Source organism: Celeribacter indicus (genome assembly GCF_000819565.1).
GTDB lineage: Bacteria > Pseudomonadota > Alphaproteobacteria > Rhodobacterales > Rhodobacteraceae > Celeribacter > Celeribacter indicus.
This window is the reverse complement of the sequence record NZ_CP004393.1, coordinates 2,707,640-2,726,111: the sequence shown is the minus strand read 5'-3', so window position 1 is coordinate 2,726,111 and position 18,472 is coordinate 2,707,640. Positions and strand designations below refer to the sequence as shown.

The window sequence follows — 18,472 nt, the reverse complement described above, 5'->3', positions numbered from 1 at the left end:
ATGGGTGGAACCGGCGTCATCGACAACTTCCTAGGCATCTTCACCAGCTATATCGACAGCGGGTTTGGGCTGCTCGGGGCTGAGGTGGCCTTCATCGCCACCACGCTGATCGTGATCGACGTGACGCTGGCGGCCTTGTTCTGGGCCTGGGGCGCCGATGACGACATCATCGCCCGGCTGGTGAAGAAGACGCTCTTTGTCGGGGTCTTCGCCTATATCATCTCCAACTGGAACAACCTCGCCCGCATCGTCTTCGAGAGCTTCGCGGGCCTTGGTCTGATGGCCTCGGGCACCGGGTTTTCCGCCGCCGATCTTCTGCGCCCCGGCCGCGTCGCCCAGACCGGACTCGAGGCCGGACGACCGCTGCTCGAAAGCATCTCCGATCTGATGGGCTGGGTCGCGGTCTTCGAGAACCTCGTCCAGATTCTCTGCCTGTTCTTCGCCTGGGCGCTGGTGATCCTCGCCTTCTTCATCCTCGCCGTGCAGCTCTTCGTCACCCTGATCGAGTTCAAGCTCACGACCCTCGCGGGCTTCGTGCTGATCCCCTTCGGCCTCTTCGGCAAGACCGCTTTCATGGCCGAGCGCGTGCTGGGCAACGTCATCTCTTCCGGCATCAAGGTCCTGGTCCTCGCCGTGATCATCGGCATCGGATCGACGCTCTTCGGCCAGTTCACCGCGGGTTTCGGTGGCGTGACGCCGACCATCGATGACGCTATGGCAATTGTTCTGGCCGCCCTGTCTCTGCTGGGCCTCGGAATCTTCGGCCCCGGCATCGCCTCGGGTCTGGTGTCCGGCGGGCCCCAACTCAGCGCGGGGGCGGCCATAGGCACCGGCCTTGCCGTTGGTGGTGCTGCGATCGGCGCCGGAGGCGCGACCATGCTCGCGGCGCGCGGGTCCGTGTCCACGCTCTCCGGAGGTGCCGCCATCGCACGCGGCGGCGCCACCGCGGCGGGCGCTGCCTCGAGCGCCTACACGCTCGGCTCGATGGGCGGAGGTGGTCTCTCCGGTGGGATGGCTGGTGTGGCGCGCGCCGGGGCCGCTGCCGCGGCATCACCGCTCAAGAGGGCGTCCTCTCGCGCGGCGGGCGGGATCCAGTCCAGCTACGCCGAGGGCGTCAAGGGCGGTGTTGCGGCGACGGGCGGAACCACCTCGATGGGCACGCTCGGCGGCACGGCGCCCGAGCCTGGCAGCTCCGGCCCGTCCGCCTCCGATGGCCCGCCAGCCTGGGCAAAGCGCATGCGCCATAACCAGGCCGTGAGCCATGGCGTCCGCGCTGCCGCCCATGCCATCCGGTCGGGCGACAGCCACGGCTCGGGCTCCTCCGTCAATCTCTCCGAAAGGGATCACTCATGAACCTCTTCAGGCGCTCCGCCACCCATTATGGCAAGACTCCGCAGCCAGAGACGCCTTACCAGAAGGCCGCGCAGGTCTGGGATGAGCGTATCGGCACCGCCCGTGTTCAGGCCCGCAACTGGCGCTACATGGCCTTCGGCAGTCTGATCCTCGCGGCGGGATTTTCTGGCGCCCTGGTGTGGCAATCCGCACGCGGCACGGTTGTGCCCTGGGTTGTTCAGGTCGACGCGCTCGGCGAGGCCCAGGCTGTCGCTCCGGCCTCCGCCGACTACGAGCCCACCGATCCGCAGATCGCCTTCCATCTTGGCCGTTTCATCGAACAGGTTCGTTCCATCCCCGCTGACCCGATCATCGTGCGGCAAAACTGGCTGCGCGCCTATGAGTTCACTACGGACCGTGGCGCGGCGGCTCTGAACGACTTTGCTCGCGCCAATGACCCGTTCACCCGCGTCGGTCGCCAACAGATCGCTGTCGAGGTGTCCTCCGTCATCCGGGCCTCACCGGGATCGTTCCGCGTCGCCTGGACCGAGCGCCACTACGAGAACGGTCAGCTTTCCACGACCGAGCGCTGGACCGCGATCCTGACCGTCGTGATCCAGACGCCGCGCAGCGCCGAGCGCCTGCGCGCCAATCCCCTCGGTATCTACGTCAATGCGATCTCCTGGTCGCGGGAGATGAGCCAATGACTGAACAGCATCTTCATGCAACCAGGTCTCCGGGTGTCAATAAGCCCACCTTGGTGGCCTTGCTGCTGTCCGCGTCCGTGCTGGCGGGGTGCGCCAGCAACCCGGTGCCGGAATTCAGCTACGACGAGTCCGTGCCGCCGCTGCCCACTCCGCCCGCCTCGGCTGCCGAGGAACGTCCTCGGCCCCTGCACACGCCGCCGGTCTGGACAGTGGCGCATGGCGGAGCGGCGGCGGGCACACCAACCGGTCGTGTCGAAAACGCCAATGCCGCCGCCCGGGTCGAACCGCGCCGCGAGGGCTATTACAATGCGATCCAGATTTATCCCTGGTCGGAAGGCGCCCTCTATCAGGTCTATGCCGCGCCGGGTCAGATCACCAACATCGCACTCGAGCCGGGCGAGCGTCTGACCGGCGCAGGCCCGATCGCCGCGGGAGATACCACGCGCTGGATCATCGGCGACACGGAGAGCGGGTCCGGATCCAACGCCCGCGTCCACATCCTCGTCAAACCGACGCGGGACGACATCTCGACCAATCTGGTGATCAGCACTGACAGGCGGGTGTATACGATCGAGCTGCGTGCCCGCGAGTCGCTCTACATGCCCTCCGTCGCCTGGGCCTATCCGGCAGCGCCCCGTGGTGGGCGACAGGCTGTGGCAACCGCGCCGGCCATTCCGGCGCCCTCTGCCCGCATACATCGCTACGGCTTGCAGATCCAGGGCGAAAGCCCGCCCTGGCGTCCTGTCTCGGTCTTCGACGATGGCCGTCGTGTTTATGTCGTCTTCCCGGCTGGCATCGCCCAGGGCGAAATGCCGCCGCTCTTCGTGCTCGGTGCCGATGGAGAACCGCAGATCGTGAACAGCCGCATTCACCGGAACGTGCTGATCGTGGATCGCCTCTTCGGTGCGGCGGAGCTCCGGCTGGGCGCAGGAGACCGCCAGCAGGTGGTCCGGATCGTGCGCATGGAGGAGCGCGAGGCGGATGCGCGAACGGAAGGGGATGCGCGAAGGGGAGGGGCGTCATGAGTGACACCGATACCGCAGCTCCGATGCGTCTGCGCCCCGATCCTCCGCGCGTGACCCGGTTGTCGCGCAAGGTTCTGGCCGGTGTCGGGGCGGTCGCCCTGTTCGGCATCGGGGGTGCGCTGATCTATGCGCTCCAGACCCGTGAGGCAGGGCCGGGAGGTGGAGAACTTTATTCCATCGACAACAGACCGGCAGCGGATGGTCTGGAAGGGCTGCCGTCCGACTATACTGGACCGGTTCTGGGGCCTGCGCTGCCCGGTGACCTCGGGCGGCCGATCCTTGACGCGCAGGAGCGCGGAGTGCCCGTGAGCCCTCCGCCGATTGCGAGCCCGACCGTCGATCCGGAAGCGGAGCGCCGCAGGGCAGAGGAGGAAACCGCGCGTCTGAGCGGTGTCTTCTTTCAGACGGCGTCTGGCAGGGCAACGACGGCCGGGGGCGGAGTGAACCTTCCGGGCCTGGGGGGCTCCGGGCAACCTGAGGGGAGCCGGCATACGGCTTTCCTCAACGGTCCGGTGGACCGGCAGACCGTCGCATCGGATCGCATTCAGCCGCCAGCCTCGCCGAACATCCTTCAGGCGGGAGCGGTGATCCCGGCCGCGCTCATCACCGGCATTCGCTCCGATCTCCCGGGGCAGATCACCGCGCAGGTCACCGAGAATGTCTATGACAGCCCGACCGGGTCGCTGCTGCTGATCCCACAAGGAACCCGCATCATCGGCCAATACGATGACGGCGTGACGTTCGGCCAACGCCGCGTGCTGCTGGTCTGGAACCGCCTGATCCTTCCCGGCGGTCAATCCATTGTTCTCGAACGTCTGCCGGGGGCGGATGCGAGCGGCTATGCCGGCCTCGAGGATGGCGTTGACTATCACTGGTGGGATCTGATGCGCGCGGCGGGTCTGTCCACGCTGCTCGCGATTGGTGCGGACCTCGCCACCGATGACGAGGACCGCCTGGTCCAGGCGATCCGCGATGGAGCGGTGGACACGATCAACCAGGCCGGCCAGCAGATCGTCCAGCGTCAGTTGCAGGTCGCGCCGACGCTGACCATCCGTCCGGGGTTCCCGGTCAGGATCATCGTCACCCGTGATCTGGTATTCGAACCCGCAGGAGGTTGATCATGTCGAAACTGAAGCTTGGGCCGTTGCCCGATGACAAGCCGGTGAAGGTGACAGTGGAACTGCCGGCGTCCGTTCATCGCGATCTTGTCGCTTATGCAGAGGTGCTGGGGCGGGAGACAGGCCAAGCTGTTGCCGATCCTGTCCGGCTGATCGTGCCGATGCTGGAGCGGTTCATGGCGACGGATCGCGGGTTTGCGAAGGCGAGGCGTGCGGCTCAAATCCACAGAGATGCTCACTGATAGCCGCGCTTCTTTCCGACCCTGCTTTTGTCCTCGCCATGCTCAGAAGACGCCTGAACGCGGGGTTGTCGTTATTCGGCGACCAGATTGCAGAAAATGGAAGGCGCTCGCCCTTGATCGGTCGAAAGACCACTCCCGGGTGGTTCGTCACCGTCATCGCCTCGCTGACCACGGTCAAACCTCGCCCAATGGCAACCAATGACAGCAGGTTATCTCGACTTACGGATTGCACATGTATGTCAGGGTGCCAACTGAGGTCTGCCAGCTTCCTCACCAGATAGTCATAGATCTCTTGGCCCGGCGCTGTTTTGCTGACCATGAAAGCCTCGCCGCTAAGCTCGCGCCAGTCGACTGCTGTCCGGATGGCTAACTCATGACGTTCAGGCAGGACAACGAAAACACCTTCTGACCACATTAATGCGCTGTCACATTCTTGCCAGGTCCGGGTTCCAGTTAGGAAAGCGACGTCGAGTTTGAGCCGACGGATGGCAGCGACGTGTTCTTCCGGGTTTCCATCGATCAATTCGATCTGCACATGATTGTGCTGATCCCCGAAGGAGCACAGCAATTCGGCCAGAAAGCCCGAGGCAATCGATGAATAAATGCCGACTCTTATACTGCCGTTTTCCGATCTGCCAAGTGCCGCCATCGCGTGCAAGCTCTCATCAAGCCCGCGAATTATCTGACGTGCGCGAGGTAGAAATTGTTGCCCGGCGCGGTTTAGGGTCACACCGCTTCGATGACGGTGGAACAAGGATGTTCCGAGGCGATCCTCGAGATCGCAGATGCATCGACTGATTGATGACTGCTGGACACCCATCGTGCTTCCAGCCTTTCGGAAACTGCCATGATCGGCTGCATTAACGAAGCACCGCAGGTGCCGAAACTCAATGTCACGTGCTCTCCTTTTCATCGTGTGTCATCCGCTCGATGCCCCCATAGGTGAGTCTCGCACTCAATCGTGCAGGGTTCTGGTGCTGTGCTTGTGACGAGATCGTTCGTCCATTTTAGCTATGTGAACTACTCGGAAGTACTTTTGCGGAAGACCTGTCCCGGGCAACCGCCTGAAGTTCCAACCCGACCTGCATGGCTCTCTCCCGATTGGATTTAAGCGTCCAAGACAGGAGAAGTGTAGATCGTCGTGCCGACAGCACGGTACTGTCGGCACGACATTGGTATCAGGCGTTTTTCACCTCGATGCGCTTGACCTTGGCCTGCGCCTCCGGGGTCTGCGGCAGCTTGATCGTCAGCACGCCGTTCTTGAAGCTGGCATCGGCCTTCTCACCGTCGACTCCCGGCGGTAGCGGGATCGTGCGATAGATCGCGCCATAGCTGCGTTCGGAGAGATAATAGCCCTTCTTCTCCTCCTGCCGCTCGATCTTCTTCTCGCCCTTGATGGTCAGGATGTCATCGGTCACGGTGACCTCGATGTCCTTCATTTCCATCCCGGGCAGTTCGATCGATACCTCCACGTGATCTTCGGTCTCGACCACGTCGGATTTCGCCTCGCCGCCTCCCCAGGGCCAGTCGAAATCGCCGACGCGGTTCCAGAAGCCTTCGAACACACGGTTCATGTCGCGTTGAAGGGTGGCGATGGGGTTCTGGTCATCACTTTTCGGGTCGGGCGCATGATCCTTCCGCGCCCAGGGGATCAGGTCCTTGATCTGCATGTGAGTTCTCCTTTCTTCTTTTTTGGTGCGACGTGCCCGGCTTACGACGCCGTTACCGTGATCTTTTTGGGTTGGGCTTCCGCTGCGCGCGGCAGCGTCAGGGTCAGCACACCATTAGAGACCTGCGCGCCGATCTTGTCGGGGTCGAAATCGTCGGACATGGTAAAGGCTCGCTCGAAATCGCCCTCGCCGTATTCGGCATAGGCCAGTTGCAGCTTCTCGGGCTGCGTGGCATGGACCTTACCTCTGATCGTCAACACGCGCTTTTCGAGCGTGATATCCACGTCTTCGGCGGCGACGCCCGGCATCTCGAGTGTCAGTGTCACCCCGTCAGCCGTTTCGACGATGTCGGTCAGCGGCCTATAGATACGACGGCCGGTGGTGGTTTCCGGTGTCTCGGCCGGGGTCTTGTCGGCAGTATGTGTTACATCGTTGGTCATATATTGGTCCTCCTCTTACGCAGCCTTGATCTCGATTCTCCGCGGCTTGTCCTCTTCGGGGCGGCCGATCACGATGCGGAGCACACCGTTGGTCATCCGCGCCTCGACCTTGTCCTCCGCGGCCACGAAGGGTAGCCGAACCGAACGAGCGAACTTGCCAAAGCCGCGTTCGTTGCGGTGCCAGCGGGCGCCTTCCGGAATTTCGGGCGCCTTGCGCTCGCCAGAGAGCGTCAGGACATTCTCCTTCACGGAAATGTCGATGTCGGCCGGATCCACGCCAGGGAGTTCTGCAGTGATCGCGACCGCCTCGTCGCCCTGCCAGACGTTTACGGCGGGGAAAACGGGCTGGGTTACGCGGCTAGGAGAGGTCCCGTCAAAATCGCGCAGCATCGAGCGCATCAGCGCAAACGGATCGCTGCGACGTGTGTAGGTGGGATAGAGCATGTTTCGCCTCCGTCGTTTCAGTTGACGGCGTGGATTTGTCACCACGCCACTGAACGCCGGCGGAGAACGGACATGCTTCAAGGTTCGCCATTTTGGCGGCGGTCTAGAGCATTCGCGTCTGCCATGCGCTCCCCTCGGGCGAACGCCAGGCGGTCCGCTGAATCAGCCGAACCTGTCGCGTATCCGTGAAACCCCAACTGGGCGTTCCGCTGCGGATAAAGTGTTGCCTATTTGCAACTTCAAGACCTCGACGCAAAAAATGTTCTCATCGATAGACGCCCCCAGGCCCGTAACGCGGCGTGGAAACGCGCACAGCCCGCGGTGCGTTCAGGGGAACGGACGGTGGGACCGGTCGGCGGGGTCCGGAAAGTGCGCGCAGCCGCCGGACTCGATCGGCGGTGGGCGGGTGCGTGCGCAGGAGCGAGGGTTCGGGGATGCGGCGTCCGGGCAGGAACATGTCTTCCCAGACGCGCCCGACGCGACGTTCCAGCTTGAGGAGGGCCGAAGCGAGGCCATCGGGATCGCCGGTCAGCTCGGCGCCACCCCTGTCGGCATCGTATTCCCGGGCCCGCGACAGCGCGAGCTGAAGAAGGGCCATGATCGTGGGTGAAAAGATCAGGACAAGCGGTACCTGCCAGGGCACATAAGCCGCGCCGGCCAGGATGAGCGGCAGGTTCAGCAGCAGGATGAGTTGCCCAACCCAGGACGCGAGCGACACTGCGCGCGACATCGCGTCGGCCAGACCCATGATCCAGAGATCGCGGTTGGCGATGTGAGCGACCTCATGCGCCAGGACCCCGGCCAGTTCGCGCTGGTTCATCAATCGCAGAAGACCATCACTGACGCAGACGGCGCTTTCATCCGGAGAGCCCATAGCGAAGGCGTTCGGCATCTGGCTCGGTACATAGTAGAGTTCCGGTACACGCGGCAGCCCGGCGCGGCGTGCGAGTTCGGCCAGTATCGCCATGCCCTCTGGAAATTCCCGCCCGCTGAGCCTGCGTGCGCCGTAGGCGTTCAGCAAAAGGCGTTTCGGGATGCCGGGTGACAGCAGCAATCCCAGCAAGGATCCGATGACGATCGCAATCGCCAAGCCCTGTCCCGCAATCGCCGAAACGATGAACCAGGCGATAACCGCCATACCCGCCAAAAGCAGTATGGATTGGAGCAGGTTCAGGAATTGGTGGCGCGGCGTCGCAGTCATGATCGCAATAAATTTCACTCGCGGCTAACGGGAAGTGGCACGCCACGGGATGTAAGAATTTTGGGCATCGTTGCCAGCTTCGATCTTCATGTCGGATCCCTCTTGAACTCGGCTCAAGCAATACCAATCTGGCCGGATGTGACAAATCAGCAACATCTCTACGGGTTGGCGCCGAGGAGAGAAGGGGATGGAAAAGAGAACCGAATTTAACATCTGGTACTGGATCGTCGCATTTTTTGCGGTGATCTTTATTCAGGATCTGATCGCCAGCTACCGCAGCATCGCGCCGATCAGCTACAGCCAATTCGAACAGTATCTCGCCGACGGCGACATCGCTTCGGTTTCGGTCGGGTCCGATACGATCACCGGCACCTTCGAGACTCCCATCGACGGCCGCTCTGGCTTCGTCACCACGATCGTCGATCCCGCAATTCTTGAACGGCTGGACGACGCGGATGTCGAGATCACCGGCGTTCCGCAAAACACCTGGATCGGGGTGCTTCTCTCCTGGGTGGTGCCTGCAGTGGTCTTCTTCGGTCTCTGGATGTTCGTCTTTCGCAAGTTCGCCGAGCGTCAGGGTTTTGGCGGTTTCCTGCAGGTCGGCAAGAGCAAGGCCAAGGTCTACATGGAGAAGGAAACGGGCGTCAGCTTTGCCGATGTGGCCGGGGTCGACGAGGCCAAGGCCGAGCTGGAGGAAGTGGTCGATTTCCTGAAGACGCCTGAGGATTACGGCAAGCTCGGCGCCCGGATCCCGAAAGGCATCCTGCTGGTCGGCCCGCCGGGTACCGGCAAGACGCTTCTGGCGCGGGCCGTGGCGGGCGAGGCGGGCGTGACCTTCTTCTCGATCTCGGGCTCGGAATTCGTCGAGATGTTCGTGGGCGTCGGTGCGGCCCGGGTGCGCGACCTGTTCGAGCAGGCCCGCAAGAACGCACCGGCGATCATCTTCATCGACGAGCTCGACGCGCTCGGCCGCGCCCGCGCCTCCGGTCAGATGGCCGGCGGGCATGACGAGCGCGAACAGACGCTGAACCAGCTTCTCACTGAGCTGGACGGGTTCGACCCGTCGTCGGGGATCGTGCTGCTGGCGGCCACCAACCGGCCGGAAATCCTCGACCCGGCGCTGCTCAGGGCCGGGCGCTTCGACCGGCAGGTGCTGGTGGACAAGCCCGACAAGAAGGGCCGCATCCAGATCCTCGGGGTACACATGAAGAAGGTGACGCTCGCACCGGACGTGGATGCGGAGAAGGTCGCCGGGCTGACCCCGGGCTTTTCCGGAGCGGACCTGGCAAATCTGGTCAATGAGGCGGCGCTATTGGCAACCCGCCGAAAGGCCGATGCGGTGACCATGGAAGACTTCAACAACGCAGTAGAGCGTATCGTCGCCGGGCTGGAGAAGCGCAACCGTGTTCTGAACGCGCGCGAGCGGGAAATCGTGGCGCATCACGAAATGGGGCACGCGCTGGTCGCGATGGCGCTGCCGGGGGTCGATCCGGTGCACAAAGTCTCGATCATCCCGCGCGGGATCGGTGCGCTCGGCTATACGATCCAGCGCCCGACCGAGGACCGCTTCCTGATGACCCGCGAGGAACTGGAGAACAAGATCGCCGTTCTTCTGGGCGGGCGTGCGGCCGAGAAGCTCATATACGATCACCTTTCGACCGGTGCCGCCGACGACCTGGTGAAGGCAACCGACATCGCCAGGGCCATGGTCGCGCGCTACGGCATGGACCCCGATCTGGGCCATGTCAGCTATGACACCGAGCGGCCCGGCTTCCTTGGCACGGGGGATCAATCCGCCTGGCTCAACCGCCGCCACAGCGAGGCAACGGCCGAGCGGATGGATACCGCTGTCAAGGCGATCATCGACGACATCTTCGCGCGTACGGTCGCGCTTCTCGACGCGAACCGGGCGCTGCTGGAGGAAACGTCCCGCGATCTGCTCTACCGCGAGACGCTGGACGAGCCCGACCTTCGGGCCATCGCAGAAAAGGTCCGCACTCAGGAGGTCGAGGCGGCCTGAACACAGAGACCCAGTCCGGACGTTCCGGCTGGGAGCATGACGGAGGTGAAAAATGGCAAACGGCATCTGTGATATCTGCAAATCCCGACCTGCCAGCTTTCGTGCGCAGGTCTCTGTCAACGGTGAACGCAAGGTGATGGAGCTTTGCGACGAGGACTACCGCAGGATCGCCCGACGGCAAGGGCGTAGCGCATCGCCACTGGAATCGCTTTTCGGAGGGCGCTCGCTCTTCGATGAATTCTTTGGCGATGCCGGTGGCCTTTTCGATCGGCTTGGCGAAGATCAGGGGCAACCCGTCCCTATCCGACAGGCGGGGCGCACCGCGCGGCGCGGCGGCATCAATATCGCTGACCGCCTGAGCGAACAGGCCAACCGGCTTTTGCAGGAGGCGGGCCAGAAGGCGCATGAATTCGGCCGGACCGAGGTTGATACGGAACACCTTCTGCTGGCGCTTACCGGCTCGGATGTTGTCCGCACGGTGCTGGGGCAGGTCAAGATCGACGCCGACGATCTGCGCCGCCAGATCGAGAGCGAAGCGAAGAAGGGCGACGCAACGGGGGAGGACCGTGAGATCGGCGTCAGCCCGCGGGTGAAGGATGCGCTGAACCGCGCCTTCATCGCCTCGAACGAGCTGGGCCATTCCTATGTCGGCCCCGAACACCTTCTGATCGGTCTCGCCGAAGAGGGCGAGGGCGTGGCGTCGAGCATCTTGAACCGGCTGGGCCTGACGCCGCAGGCGCTACGCCAGCAGGTGACAAAGGTCGTCGGTCAGGGGGCCGAGGAAGGCCGCGTCGAAACCCCGTCGAGCACGCCTGATCTGGATGAATACAGCCGCGATTTGACCAAGCTGGCGCGCGAGGGCAGGCTCGACCCGGTGATCGGCCGGGCGCGTGAAATCGAGACGACGATCGAGGTTCTGGCGCGGCGCAAGAAGAACAACCCGGTGCTGATCGGCGAACCGGGTGTCGGCAAGACCGCGATCATCGAGGGCCTGGCACAACGGATCGTGGCTGGCGAGGTGCCCGAGGCGCTGCGCGACAAACGGCTGGTCGAACTCAACATCAATTCGATGGTGGCCGGATCGAAATATCGCGGTGAGTTCGAGGAGCGGGTCCAGAAGATCCTCAAGGAGATCGAGGCCAACAAGGCCGACATGATCCTGTTCATCGACGAGATCCACACCATCGTCGGAGCCGGACAGGGCGGCGGCGAAGGCGGGCTCGACATCGCCAATACGTTCAAGCCGGCGCTGGCCCGCGGCGAGCTGAACCTGATCGGCGCGACCACCCTGAACGAGTACCAGAAATACATCGAGAAGGACGCCGCGCTGGAGCGCCGCTTCCAGCCGGTCTATGTCGATGAGCCGACGGTGGCGCAGACGATCATGATCCTGCGCGGACTGCGCGACACGCTGGAAAGCCACCACAAGGTGACGATCACCGACGAGGCCATCGTCGCGGCGGCCGAGCTTTCCGACCGCTACGTCACCGGCCGCTTCATGCCCGATAAGGCCATCGACCTGATCGACCAGGCTGCCGCGCGCGTGAAGATCAGCGCTACCGCGCGTCCCGTCGATGTCCAGGAGCTCGAGGCTGAGGTCGCCCAGATCCGGCGCGAGCAGGACTACGCTGCGGGGAGGAAGCAGTTCGACCGTGCTGCTGAACTCAAGAAAGAGCTTGAAGCCAAACAGGTCGAGCTTGACGAGTTGATGGAAACCTGGAAGCGCGACCGGGCCTCTGCGACGGCTGAAGTGCGCGCCGACCACGTGGCGCAGATCGTCTCGAAACTGACCGGCGTGCCGGTGAGCGAACTGACGACAGAAGAGCGCGAAAAGCTGCTGAAACTCGAGGACAAGTTGCATGAGCGGGTAATCGGCCAGGAAGAGGCCATCCATGCCGTTGCCGATGCCGTGCGACTGGCGCGCGCCGGGCTGCGCGAGGGCTCCGGCCCGACCGCGACCTTCCTGTTCCTCGGCCCGACCGGCGTCGGCAAGACCGAGCTGGCCAAGACTCTGGCGGAGACGATCTTCGGTGATCAGGATGCGATGATCCGCATCGACATGTCCGAATATGGCGAACGTCACGCGGTCGCGCGGCTGGTTGGCGCCCCGCCGGGCTATGTCGGTTACGACGAAGGCGGCCAGCTGACGGAACGGGTCCGGCGCCGGCCCTATTCTGTCGTGCTGCTCGACGAGATCGAGAAGGCGCATGCAGATGTCTATAACATCCTGCTGCAGGTCTTCGACGATGGCCGCCTGACCGACGGCAAGGGCCGCGTGGTGGATTTCACCAACACCATCATTATCGCCACGTCGAACCTCGGCTCCGATATCATCCAGCGCAACCTTCGCAAGCGCGGAACCAAGGAGTTCGACGAGGCAGGGCAGAAGGCCGAACTGATGGACGTGTTGCGTGCCCATTTCCGGCCCGAGTTCATCAACCGGATCGACGAAATCATCGTCTTCCATTCTCTGAACCAGTCGGAAATCCGGCAGATCGTCGAGCTGCAGCTGGCCCGTGTCGCCCGCACGGCGCTGACCCAGGGGGTCGAGCTCGACTATGACGGAAGCGTTGCGGAGCATTTCGGAGCAGTGGGTTTCCGGCCAGAGTTCGGCGCCCGCGAGTTGCGACGGCTAATCCGTTCGGAACTGGAGACTGAGCTCGCCCGCGAGATGCTTTCCGGTCGGATCGAGGACGGCGACAAGGTGCGCGTCGCCTGGACCGCGGATGATCAGAAGATCACGTTCCAAAAGCTGGAGAGCGCAGGAGAAACCGAGACCCCCGAAGTGCCGGGCAAAGCCGATAGCGAAGAGGCTGAGCCCGCCTCTGAATGATGGCCCGCGCACCGGCGGTGACGCCGCCGGTGCCGCAATCCGAAGAGAGGTAAATCATGCTGAAAGGACACAACCGCCCACCGTTTCGACCGAAGATCCCCGGAACTGACCTGACATCTCCAGACGTGCCGACAGCGTTGATCTACAGGCCAGCTCGCTCGTCTCACACCTCCGCTCCAATCAGGCGGCAGCATTGGATACTCGAGTTTGAGACGGCCCGGGCGCCGGTCATCGAGCCTCTTATGGGCTGGACCGCAACCAAAGATCCCTATCGTCCGATCCGCCTGACATTCCCTGATCTCGACAGCGCCATCGCCTTCGCGGAACGAAACGACTGGCAGTATATCGTGCGCCACGAGCCGGACAAACGTCGATCCGTGCCACCGCGCCGCTTCTGGTGGGAGACAGCGCCAACCAGCAAGGGAGCCGATGCTCCTGGCGCCCACCGCATCGAGACCGGCCACCGACCGAGTTCCCGGCACCGGCTTCACCGAGGCATCGACGCGGCCAGCGTTCGTGATCTATCAGCGGAACTCGCGACGGCTGCAGACCCGGTCTGTGAAGCGAGTGCTGAATCCTTCCCCGCGTCCGACCCACCGGCGTGGATCGGGGCAACTGTCTATGGAAGCGGGCGACGTTGATGCACGCCGACCAGGGGCTGTTGGAGGCCGCCGCGTTGCTCGCCATGATGGCTTTTTGCCATGTCGCGATCTGCGCATGGCTTGGCATCCCCGCACTGGTCGGTTTCCTGCTGTCCGGCATTGTGATCGGGCCGTCCGGTCTGGGGCTCATCGCCGAGGGTGCCACACTGACGCTTATAGGTGAGGTCGGGGTGATCCTGCTTCTCTTTGCGCTTGGTCTGGAATTCTCCCTCGACAAGCTCGTGTCGCTCCGGCGGCTGATCTTCGGACTCGGTCTGACACAGGTGCTCGTAACCGGAGGGTCGGTCACCGCAGGGCTGCTCGTCTTTACCGAGATCGCGCCGGCGGCGGCGGTTCTGATCGCTGGCGCGGTCGCGATGTCGTCGACCGCGCTTTGCCTTAAGGTCCTGGCGGGCGGCGATGCGCTCGGGACGCCCCAGGGACGGGTCGCGATCGCTGTTCTGCTGTTTCAGGATCTGGCGGCCGTCGGCTTTCTGGCCTTTCACGATGTCATCGCCGCGGCAGGAGTCGTGGAAAGCGGGCACGACGTCCTGAAGATGGTCGAGGGCATGGGCGTGCTCGTCGGGGCGCTCTTCATCGCCCGGTCAATGCTTCAGCGGCTTGCCGGATGGGTCGCAACCCAGGGCGAGGCTGAACTCGCACAGCTTCTGGCCCTGACCGTTGCCTTGCTCGCGGCCATTATTGCGCAGGTTGCGGGTCTTTCGCCGGCGCTCGGTGCCTTCGCTGCCGGCATGATGATCGCTGAGGGCGACGCCCGCCAATTCGTTGAACGGGAAATCAGGCCGTTCCGGGATCTGTTCGTCGGGGTGTTCTTCATCGGTATCGGAGCTCAACTCCATATAGGTGCGCTTTGGTCGACATGGCCAATGGTGTTGGCATGGCTTTTTGTGCTCATGGTGGTGAAACTCGCGCTTGTTGTTGCCCTGACCCGCATGTTCGGAGAACAGCTCGAGACTGCGCTTCGCGCGGGCGCCATCCTGGCCCATGGCGGCGAATTCAGCTTGATGCTCATCTCTGTCACGACTGCCTCCGGCCTGTTGCAAGCCAAGATCGCCGACCCTCTGTTCCTTGCGTTGGGGCTGAGCATGCTGATTGGAGCGGTTGTGGTTCGTCGCGCAGCGTGAATGCGGCCAACGCACACTCAGCACCTGCCTGCTTCGCGCCATATTTTTTGCGCGCGGGAGGGGGTTGAAACTCCAAAGTCGATTTCTAACTGAACTTTTCGCAGGGGTTCCCTGCTATCTGACATCGCTGTTTTGCGCAGGAGGTTTTGCCGGGCAAGGCCATCTCGCGTTCCGGAACCATGGTCCGGCGGATGGCAGTGATCTTGTATCACGACTGTCCGAATTCGAGATGCCACATCCGGCGGTCATGCCCAGGCGGGGTGATCGTAGACGACCTTCTCGCATCCATTGTTGAGGCTTCGCTCAGAAGAGGAGGTTTTGCCGATGAAGATCGCACAGATCGCACCGCTGGAAGAAAGTTGCCCGCCGCGTCTCTATGGGGGAACAGAAAGGATCGTCTCCTATCTCACCGAAGAACTGGTCAGGCAGGGCCATGAAGTCACGCTGTTCGCCAGCGGCGACAGCCGGACCAAGGCCCACCTGGTTCCGTGCAGCAAGGAAGCGCTCCGGCTCGATCCGAACGTGAAGAACTCGCTGCCTTGGCATGTCGCCATGCTGGAGGAAGTCCGCTTGCGGGCCGATGAATTCGACGTGCTGCATTTTCACATCGACTTCCTGCACTATCCCATGGCGCGCGCATTCGCCGATCGCATGGTGACGACCATGCACGGCCGGCTCGACGGGCCTGATCTTCGTCCCTTCTATGCGACCTTCCCGAACTATCCGCTCGTTTCGATCTCGGACGACCAGCGCCGTCCGCTGCCCTTCGTGAACTGGGCAGGAACAGTTTATCACGGTCTTCCCAAGACTCTGCTGCCCTTCACCGAACGCCCGAACGGCGACTATCTTGCTTTCCTCGGACGGATTTCGCCGGAGAAACGCCCGGACCGCGCCATCGAAATTGCGGCGCGGGCGGGGATGCCACTGAAAATCGCCGCCAAGATAGGCGATGCGGATCGCAAGTATTGGGAAGAGATCATCGCGCCTATGGTCGACGCCCACGACAATGTCGAGTTCATCGGAGAGATCAACGAGAAGCAAAAGGCCGAATTTCTCGGGAACGCGCGGGCGCTGCTCTTCCCGGTCGACTGGCCCGAACCTTTCGGCTTGGTGATGATCGAGGCCATGGCCTGCGGCACGCCTGTAATCGCATGGGCGAATGGCTCAGTGCCCGAGATCGTGGAGCCAGGGCTGACCGGCTATGTCGTGCACTCGCTGGAGGACGCTGTCGCGGCCGTCAGCAAGCTGGACCGTATCAGCAGAGGAATCGTGCGCGAGACGTTCGAAGAACGCTTCACCGCAGATCGCATGGCGCGCGACTATGTCGAAATCTATCGCGGGCTGCCGGGCGTCGAGGCTGTTACGATGCCGCTCCCGCATATGCTCGGCGGCCATGGGGCCCATGTCCTGCATGCAGCGGAATGAGTGCGAAGGAGAGTAAGATGACCGAGGCGCTGCAACAGACGGCCTTGCGTGCGTCGCAACTGGTCGCGCCGCCGGCGCAATTCTTCATCCCGGCGGCAGCCTCCTTGCAGGAGCGGCGGCCACGAACCCTGAAGCACGGCGATACCTTCGCCGTGTTCGATCACAATGGCGATGTGCTCTCGGGGCCAGGCAGCCCCGAGGGCCTGTTCCATCGCGACACCAGGTATCTCTCGCATTACTATCTGACCATCGGGGGAGAGCGGCCCATGCTGCTCTCGTCCACATTGCGCGACGATAACGCCACGCTGACCTGCGATCTGACGAATCCCGATCTTTATGACGAAACCGGTCGCTGTCTGATTGCGCATGATCGCATCCACATGCGCCGGACGCGGTTTCTCTGGCAGGGCACGTGTTATGAGCGGCTGGCGGTACGCAATTTCGACGAGGCCCCACATGAGATTACCTTGGAAATCGCCTTTGAGGCCGATTTTGCGGATATTTTTGAGGTCCGTGGCCGGGTGCGGGCCCGCCGGGGAACGTCGCTCTTGCCGGAGGTGGATGGCTCGCACGTGCTCTTGTCGTACCGGGGGCTCGACCACAATCCACGTAGCACCGCTCTGCGTTTTGATCCTGCGCCTGCGCAGCTTGAGCCGGGGAAAGCCGTCTATCGTCTGAGCCTCGCCCCCGGCGAAACGCGTTCGCTCTTTATCGAGATCGGCTGCGACGTGAATGGGGCTGAGGATCCTCCGTCGCGCCTGTTTTTCCGCTCGTTGCGGGACGCGCGCCGCGCACTCAGACGTTCTTCTTCCCGCGCAGCCACGGTGCAAAGCTCCAACGAGATATTCAACGAGACCATGCGCCGTTCGGTCTCGGACCTCTACATGCTCATGACCGATACGGAGGAGGGGCCCTATCCCTATGCGGGCGTGCCCTGGTTCAGCACCGTGTTCGGGCGCGATGCTCTGATCACCGCCTGGGAAATGCTCTGGCTCGACCCGGCGGTCGCGCGGGGCGTTTTACTGCATCTTGCGGCCAACCAGGCGACGGAATTCGATCCGGATACCGATGCCGAGCCAGGCAAGATCCTTCATGAAGTGCGTTATGGCGAAATGGCGGAAACCGGCGAAGTTCCGTTCCGGCGCTATTACGGCAGCGTGGATTCGACACCGCTGTTCGTGATGCTCGCCGGGGCGTATTTCGAACGCACCGGCAATCGGGTGGTGCTGGAAACACTCTGGCCGCATGTCTGTGCGGCGCTCGACTGGATCGAGACCTATGGCGATCGGGACGGCGACGGTTTCGTGGAATACGGGAGGCGCAGCGACAAGGGGCTCGCCAACCAGGGGTGGAAGGACAGTCATGATGCGGTGTTTCACGCCGATGGGACGCTGGCCAAGGGGCCGATCGCGCTATGCGAGGTACAGGGCTACGTCTATGCTGCCCGGCTGGCTGCGTCCGAGATCGCACGGGAACTCGGTCATGACGGGATCGCGGAGGAACAGGCGCAAAAGGCCTCGGAATTGAAGTCCCGTTTTGACGCGGCGTTCTGGGACGATGAGCTTGGAACCTATGTGCTCGCCCTCGATGGTGACAAACGGCCCTGCCGAGTACGCAGTTCGAACGCGGGCCATCTGCTCTGGACGGGAATCGTCCCGGAGGAGCGCGCCGAAACGGTCGTTCGAGCCCTGATGGGGCCGTCGTCTTTCTGCGGATGGGGAGTGCGGACCATTGCCGCGGGTCAGGCACGGTACAATCCGATGAGCTATCACAACGGGTCGGTCTGGCCCCATGACAATGCGCTGATCGGGGCGGGGTTGGCGCGCTACGGGTTCCGTGAAGAGGCCGCACGGATTTTCGAGGGCATCTTCTCTGCGGCCACCTATATCGACCTGCGACGGTTGCCGGAGTTGTTCTGCGGCTTCCCGCGCCGCGAGACGCAAGGCCCCACCTTCTATCCGGTGGCCTGTACGCCGCAGGCCTGGGCGGCGGGAGCGCCGCTTTTGCTGCTTCAGGCCTGTCTCGGGCTGCGCTTCGACGCCGAGGCGCGGCAGGTGATCTTCGAGCAACCGATCCTTCCGGAGTTTCTGGGAGAGGTCGTGCTGCGCAATCTCCGCCTTGATGGTGGATCCGTCGATGTGGCTCTGCGCCGGTCTGGCACCCACGTGGTTGCCGATGTTCTGCGTCGCGACGGACCGGTTCGGGTTATTGTGACCACCTGAAGGGACG

The 18,472-nt window shown here is 63.1% G+C and carries 16 protein-coding genes; 11 read left to right on the top strand and 5 right to left on the bottom strand.

The window, feature by feature from the left end:
* Genes trbL through P73_RS13715 form a run of 5 tightly spaced genes read left to right on the top strand, consistent with a single transcriptional unit; the run spans position 1 to position 4,424 of the window.
* The gene (gene trbL, locus P73_RS13735) at positions 1-1,353 is read left to right on the top strand and encodes a P-type conjugative transfer protein TrbL (RefSeq protein ID WP_043870007.1); all 1,353 of its coding nucleotides are present in this window, start codon (positions 1-3) and stop codon (positions 1,351-1,353) included.
* A complete protein-coding gene (gene trbF, locus P73_RS13730) occupies positions 1,350-2,039 on the top strand; it encodes a conjugal transfer protein TrbF (protein WP_043870006.1) in 690 nt (229 codons plus the stop codon). Before trbL ends, trbF begins: the two co-directional genes overlap by 4 nt.
* The gene (trbG, locus tag P73_RS13725) at positions 2,036-3,064 is read left to right on the top strand and encodes a P-type conjugative transfer protein TrbG (protein ID WP_043870005.1); all 1,029 of its coding nucleotides are present in this window, start codon (positions 2,036-2,038) and stop codon (positions 3,062-3,064) included. The genes trbF and trbG overlap by 4 nt, the downstream gene beginning before the upstream one ends.
* Complete coding sequence (locus P73_RS13720; protein ID WP_043870004.1) at positions 3,061-4,182, top strand: TraB/TrbI/VirB10 family type IV secretion system protein; 1,122 nt, start codon at positions 3,061-3,063, stop codon at positions 4,180-4,182. The genes trbG and P73_RS13720 overlap by 4 nt, the downstream gene beginning before the upstream one ends.
* Positions 4,183-4,184: 2 nt before the next feature.
* Positions 4,185-4,424 carry a DUF2274 domain-containing protein gene (locus tag P73_RS13715; protein WP_043870003.1) on the top strand — a complete coding sequence of 80 codons (240 nt, stop codon included), beginning with the start codon at positions 4,185-4,187 and terminating at the stop codon, positions 4,422-4,424.
* Here P73_RS13715 and P73_RS25045 read toward each other — a convergent pair.
* The 5 genes from P73_RS25045 to P73_RS13695 all read right to left on the bottom strand — a co-directional run bounded on the left by P73_RS25045 (position 4,357) and on the right by P73_RS13695 (position 8,179).
* Positions 4,357-5,337: a LysR family transcriptional regulator gene (locus P73_RS25045; RefSeq protein ID WP_074743003.1), complete on the bottom strand. Its 981-nt coding sequence runs from the start codon at positions 5,335-5,337 to the stop codon at positions 4,357-4,359. The two genes, P73_RS13715 and P73_RS25045, sit on opposite strands and share 68 nt — an antisense overlap.
* A 265-nt stretch (positions 5,338-5,602) precedes the next feature.
* The gene (locus tag P73_RS13710) at positions 5,603-6,094 is read right to left on the bottom strand and encodes an Hsp20/alpha crystallin family protein (RefSeq protein ID WP_043870002.1); all 492 of its coding nucleotides are present in this window, start codon (positions 6,092-6,094) and stop codon (positions 5,603-5,605) included.
* A 41-nt stretch (positions 6,095-6,135) separates the two neighbouring features.
* Positions 6,136-6,534 (bottom strand): Hsp20/alpha crystallin family protein, encoded by a 399-nt coding sequence (locus P73_RS13705; RefSeq protein ID WP_043870001.1) that lies wholly within the window; start codon positions 6,532-6,534, stop codon positions 6,136-6,138.
* Between the two features lie 15 nt (positions 6,535-6,549).
* Positions 6,550-6,978 carry an Hsp20/alpha crystallin family protein gene (locus P73_RS13700; RefSeq protein WP_043870000.1) on the bottom strand — a complete coding sequence of 143 codons (429 nt, stop codon included), beginning with the start codon at positions 6,976-6,978 and terminating at the stop codon, positions 6,550-6,552.
* A gap of 265 nt (positions 6,979-7,243) precedes the next feature.
* On the bottom strand, positions 7,244-8,179 hold the full coding sequence (locus P73_RS13695; RefSeq protein WP_043869999.1) for a zinc metalloprotease HtpX: 936 nt from the start codon (positions 8,177-8,179) through the stop codon (positions 7,244-7,246).
* Between the two features lie 187 nt (positions 8,180-8,366).
* On the opposite strand from P73_RS13695, the gene ftsH reads away from it, so the two are divergent.
* From ftsH to P73_RS13670, 6 genes are all read left to right on the top strand, one after another.
* Positions 8,367-10,199, top strand: a complete 1,833-nt coding sequence (ftsH, locus tag P73_RS13690) for an ATP-dependent zinc metalloprotease FtsH (RefSeq protein WP_043869998.1) — start codon at positions 8,367-8,369, stop codon at positions 10,197-10,199.
* Positions 10,200-10,251: 52 nt separating this feature from the next.
* Positions 10,252-13,032: an ATP-dependent Clp protease ATP-binding subunit gene (locus tag P73_RS13685; protein ID WP_052453271.1), complete on the top strand. Its 2,781-nt coding sequence runs from the start codon at positions 10,252-10,254 to the stop codon at positions 13,030-13,032.
* 56 nt (positions 13,033-13,088) lie between these two features.
* Positions 13,089-13,673: an NADH dehydrogenase ubiquinone Fe-S protein 4 gene (locus P73_RS25040; RefSeq protein ID WP_074743001.1), complete on the top strand. Its 585-nt coding sequence runs from the start codon at positions 13,089-13,091 to the stop codon at positions 13,671-13,673.
* Positions 13,673-14,818, top strand: coding sequence for a cation:proton antiporter (locus P73_RS13680; protein ID WP_043869997.1), 1,146 nt, complete (start codon positions 13,673-13,675; stop codon positions 14,816-14,818). The genes P73_RS25040 and P73_RS13680 overlap by 1 nt, the downstream gene beginning before the upstream one ends.
* Positions 14,819-15,142: 324 nt before the next feature.
* Complete coding sequence (locus P73_RS13675) at positions 15,143-16,243, top strand: glycosyltransferase family 4 protein (RefSeq protein WP_043869996.1); 1,101 nt, start codon at positions 15,143-15,145, stop codon at positions 16,241-16,243.
* A 17-nt stretch (positions 16,244-16,260) separates the two neighbouring features.
* Positions 16,261-18,465 carry an amylo-alpha-1,6-glucosidase gene (locus P73_RS13670; RefSeq protein ID WP_043869995.1) on the top strand — a complete coding sequence of 735 codons (2,205 nt, stop codon included), beginning with the start codon at positions 16,261-16,263 and terminating at the stop codon, positions 18,463-18,465.
* Positions 18,466-18,472 lie beyond the last annotated feature (7 nt).